We start from the raw sequence: 3,759 nt of genomic DNA, 5'->3' as shown, positions 1-3,759 counted from the left end.
GCTGCGGGGAGCACCCGGTGGCCTGTGCACGCGCCCTGAACCTGTGCACGCGCCCTGAACTCCGGCGCGGGCAGATCGGTCGCGGACTAAGATCGCGCCCCTCTGCCCACTGCCTGCATTGGATCCGCAAATGCGCATCGCCATCGTCTCCGACATTCATGGAAATCTTCCCGCGCTCGAAGCCGTGGTCGAGGACATCGGCCGCCGCGGCGTGGATGCCGTCGTCAACCTGGGCGACAGCCTGTCGGGCCCCTTGATGCCGCTGGAGACCGCGCAGTTCCTGATGGCCCAGGACTGGGTTCATCTCGCCGGGAACCATGAGCGGCAGCTTCTCACCCTGCCCACCGGCCGCCGAGGACCGTCGGACGAGTTTGCGCATTCGCGGCTTGGCGCGAAAGAGTTCGAATGGATGGCATCGCTAGCGCCGAGCCTTCGTTTCAGCCCGGAAGTCATGCTCTGCCACGGCACGCCGGCCAGCGATCTCGAATACTTTCTGGAGACCGTCGAGCCCGGAGACTTTCGCGCGGCCACGCAGGCGGAAATCGATGCGCGCCTCGGCCAGGTCGATGCAGAGTTGATCGCGTGCGGCCACACGCATGTGCCGCGCGTGGTGCGCGCTTCCGGCGGGCAACTGATCGTCAATCCGGGCAGCGTCGGCCTGCCGGCGTACGACGACATCCATCCGTATCCGCATGCCGTCGAAACCGGCTCGCCGGATGCGCGCTACGCCATTGTCGAGCGGTCGGAAGGCGCCTGGATCTCCACCCTCGTTGCCGTGCCGTACGGCCATGCGGCCATGGCGGCATTGGCTCTCGCGCACCAGCGTCCGGACTGGGCCTGCGCACTCTCCACCGGGCGCATGCCGTAGCGGGGTTCAGTCGCCGAACGCGATCTCCGCGCTGGGGACCGCGCTGATCCGCACGCCGAAGCTCGTGATGTCCGACAGCGTGGCGTTGTGGTGCGCGCGAATGAAGGCGCCCGTGGCATGCGGCTTGTCGTGCGAGGTGTGCGCGTCGGCCGCGAGCACCACCTCGTAGCCCAGCGCTGCGCTGCGGCGGGTGGTGGTGTCCACGCAGAACTCCGACGAATAGCCGCCGATCACGACGCGGCGCACGCCGTGCCCCGTCAGCCACGCTTCGAGCGGCGTGCGCAGGAAGGAATCGGGCGTGGTCTTGCGGATCTTCGTGTCGCTCGCATCGACGTGCAGGGCATCGGCGAGTTGCCAGCGTTCGGAATCGAATTCCAGATCGACGGCGTTCTCATGCTGGATGAAGGCCACCGGCACACCGACCGCACGTGCGCGTTCGGTGAGCGCGTTGATGCGCTGGATCACTTCTTCGGCTTCGTGGGGACGCGGCGGGTCGTCGCAGAGGCCGCGTTGCATGTCGATGACGAGAACGGCAGTTTTCATGGCGTTGGTTAAAAAGCAAGACCTTTGACAGACCAGAGGATGGCACCCGACAGCAGGGTCGAGATGAGCGCGATGACCGCGCTGGCGCCGAATGACGTGCCGATGCCGAGCTGGAAGCCCAGCGTGTAGGCGACGAACAGCCCCGCCATCGCCGCCAGCGCGGGCAACCCGTCGATATGGTGAATGCCCGTTCCGCTGGAAAAGCTCACGAACGCGAGCAGGGCCAGGGCCACGAACAGGGAGGCGTAGAAAACCGATTTGAAGGACTCGCTCAAGGTCGGCGAGGCCCCGGCGACGACCTGCGCGGAGATCTTCACCACCACCGTCACGAACAGCACCAGCGCGCAGACCGCCACCGTGAGCTTGAGCGGCGCCATGAAGGCAAAGAAGATGAAGGCGCCGATGAAAAGCAGGTAGTGCATGTCAGGTGCGATTGTGAGCCATGCGAACCGCACCCGGCCTCAATTCCACGCGCCCACCTCCAGCCGCACCTTGCCGCTGATGCCGGGCGCGGCCGGCGCGGCGCCGAGACTGGAGAGCGGCACCAGGAACTGCAGCTTGCCGCCGGCCAGCTGCTTCGGGCTCATCGGCAGCGAGGCCTGCCCTGCCGTGTCGGTCTGCCAGCCGTACTTGACGTTCCAGTTCTGTGCCGGGTCGCCCGCCTGGGGCGGCGCGATCTCGACGACCAGCGTGTCGCGGAACAGCGAACTTCCCTCGTAGTGGCCGTCGAGCCAGAATTTCTTGTTCACCTGGTAGTCGGGCACGCGCACGCCCAGTGTCATGGCATAGGCCAGCGTGGGGCGGTCCTGCTTGACCCGGGCCTTGTTGGCGAGGAACACGGTCGAGAGGTAGATCGAGCGGCGCTCGGGCTTCGTTGGGTCGGTCAGTTCCTTGTGCGTGCGGCAGGCGGGCGAGTCTTCTTCCGCCGCGCGCCGGCTCAGGTACCAGCGCTTGCCGCGCGGCGCGGCCAGCAGCTCGACCTGGTAGAGCGCATCGACGTCGGCGTCCTTCGGCAGGTCTGGCGGCAGGGTCACGCCATCGACGTCGAGCCAGAGATCGACCCGCACGTCGCCGAACAGGAAGCGCACGAGGTTCTGGTAGGCCTCTTCGGAATTGACGATGCCGAAGTAGCCCGAGTGAGAACGAAAGGCGTAGGCGGTGGCCACGGGCCGGGTCCGCTTCGCCGCGTCGATGGACCAGAGCGAGGCGTTCTCGATGCGCACCAGCCCGTCGCTGCCGTGGCCCGCGAACATGCGCGAGAGGCCCTTGGCCGCTTCGTAGTCGCCGCGGTTGGAGCCGACCATGCAGAAGAAGCGTTCGGCCGGAAAGGCCGAGGCCGGCAGGTAGTCCATGCGGCCATCGACGGGCGGCGTGGCGAGGAACTCCGACATCTCCTCGCGGTTGAAGGTGTTCATCTCGTTCGCCGTGAGCCAGCCCGGGATGTTGACGCCGCCCAGCTCGATGCCGTTGTGCGGCGTGGCATAGGTGAACACCTTGTCGACGCAGGCGCGCGCCGCTGCATCGCCCAGCGCCGGGTTCTGCAGGAAGGCACGCACCACCAGCCCACCCATCGAGTGCGCCACGAGGTAGCAGCGGAAGTCTTCCGGCGCGGCGGCCGCGCCTTCGCGCCGCGCCACGAGGTCGCGCACGCGCAGGATCAGCCTGCCCAGGCCCTCCGCATAGATCTTGACGTCCCGCGACTTGCCGTCGCCGAGCAGTTCGGAGCCGGTGTCGTAGTAGCGGTAGATGATGATCGAGGCCGAGGGGATGCCGTCCACGTCCTTGCCGGTCTCGTCGGGCGACGGCTTCCAGTCGTCGTCGAGGATGTCCAGGCCGTTCTGGTAGACGCTCTGGTACTGGTAGTCGGCCAGCAGGCGCACCACCGGCGATTCGAAAACGAACTTCTGCGCCGGTGCGTCCTTCTTGACGGTGGCGCGGTAGACCGTGGAGCCGATGTTGAAGCCGCAGAAGGGGTCGGCGGCGGTGTCGTCGCGCTCGGCCTCGGTCATGGCATAGCCGCGCACGTAGATGATGGGATAGCGGTTGCTGCTGCTCATGCGTGTCGCCTCTTCGGGGCCCATGAAGCCCCGGAGTGTGCCGCGCCGGCACGATGCCGGCCATAGGGCGCATGGCATACGACGGTGCACCGTGCACCCGAATGGAATGTCCCTGCGCACCGAATGTTTCTGCCGCTGAAACCATTGAAACGCCCGCTGTCGCTAGTCTCGCGGCTCCAGACAAACACACGTTCAGAGGTTTTTCCCATGGCTGACGATTCGGCTTCGCAGGGGTCCTACCTGCCTCAACTGCTGCGCCGCGGCACCGTGCTCGCCGCAGCCGGCTGCGCA

4 protein-coding genes are annotated in these 3,759 nt (G+C 66.8%); 1 reads left to right on the top strand and 3 read right to left on the bottom strand.

From position 1 onward, the window contains the following. The first annotated feature begins 130 nt into the window (after positions 1–130). Positions 131–868 (top strand): metallophosphoesterase family protein, encoded by a 738-nt coding sequence (locus AC1DXX_RS33040; RefSeq protein ID WP_478138421.1) that lies wholly within the window; start codon positions 131–133, stop codon positions 866–868. Between the two features lie 6 nt (positions 869–874). Here AC1DXX_RS33040 and AC1DXX_RS33035 read toward each other — a convergent pair whose 3' ends face one another. The 3 genes from AC1DXX_RS33035 to AC1DXX_RS33025 are packed head-to-tail and all read right to left on the bottom strand — an operon-like array spanning position 875 to position 3,468. Further along, a complete protein-coding gene (locus AC1DXX_RS33035; RefSeq protein WP_478138420.1) occupies positions 875–1,411 on the bottom strand; it encodes a cysteine hydrolase family protein in 537 nt (178 codons plus the stop codon). Positions 1,412–1,419: 8 nt separating this feature from the next. Further along, on the bottom strand, positions 1,420–1,833 hold the full coding sequence (locus AC1DXX_RS33030) for a hypothetical protein (protein ID WP_478138419.1): 414 nt from the start codon (positions 1,831–1,833) through the stop codon (positions 1,420–1,422). Positions 1,834–1,872: 39 nt separating this feature from the next. Beyond that, positions 1,873–3,468, bottom strand: coding sequence for an esterase/lipase family protein (locus tag AC1DXX_RS33025; protein WP_478138418.1), 1,596 nt, complete (start codon positions 3,466–3,468; stop codon positions 1,873–1,875). Between the last annotated feature and the right edge of the window lie 291 nt (positions 3,469–3,759).

The sequence above is a fragment of the Variovorax sp. P4_B10 genome (assembly GCF_056402375.1).
The sequence above is the reverse complement of the archived record's forward strand: the minus strand, read 5'-3'. Positions and strand labels throughout refer to the sequence as shown.

What these genes read in the sequence shown, in the direction of transcription:
- AC1DXX_RS33040 (WP_478138421.1), top strand. Translation starts at nt 131, where the DNA reads ATGCGCATCGCCATCGTCTCCGACATTCATGGAAATCTTCCCGCGCTC.
- AC1DXX_RS33035 (WP_478138420.1), bottom strand. Translation starts at nt 1,411, where the DNA reads ATGAAAACTGCCGTTCTCGTCATCGACATGCAACGCGGCCTCTGCGAC.
- AC1DXX_RS33025 (WP_478138418.1), bottom strand. Translation starts at nt 3,468, where the DNA reads ATGAGCAGCAGCAACCGCTATCCCATCATCTACGTGCGCGGCTATGCC.
- AC1DXX_RS33030 (WP_478138419.1), bottom strand. Translation starts at nt 1,833, where the DNA reads ATGCACTACCTGCTTTTCATCGGCGCCTTCATCTTCTTTGCCTTCATG.